The 383-nt window shown below is 72.6% G+C and carries 1 pseudogene; it reads right to left on the reverse strand.

Features of this window, described 5'->3' with window-relative positions:
* Nucleotides 1–383, reverse strand: a pseudogene (locus P3W85_RS07820) (PD-(D/E)XK nuclease family protein); the annotation flags it as partial.

The raw sequence follows: 383 nt of genomic DNA on the forward strand, positions 1-383 counted from the left end.
CAGCTGCACCAGTTCGCAGGCAGCCTGCCGCGCGGCGCGGCGGGCCGCCTGTCCGTCTTCGCCGGTGCCGGCTTCATACGCAAGCGCATGCGGTGCGTCGGTCGTATCCGGCGTGAAGCGCTGCTGCAACCGGCGCCAGCCTCCGCTGATGCCGTCGCGGCGGACCTGCCGCTCCAGCGCTGCGATCGCCTCGCCGCGCAACGGAAAATCCGGCAGGCAGAATGGGCTCTTGAGCAGGTCGAGCAGGGCCGCGGTATTGCCGTCCTGGTTCAGCAGGTCGAACCAGCGCATCAGCGCCGCCGCCGCGCGCGTGGTGGAAAGCTTCCAGCCGGTTTCGTCGCGCACCGGCGCACCGGCCCGCGCCAGCAAGGCGCGCGCGCGCC

The sequence above is a fragment of the Cupriavidus basilensis genome (assembly GCF_029335485.1).
Taxonomy (GTDB): domain Bacteria; phylum Pseudomonadota; class Gammaproteobacteria; order Burkholderiales; family Burkholderiaceae; genus Cupriavidus; species Cupriavidus basilensis_E.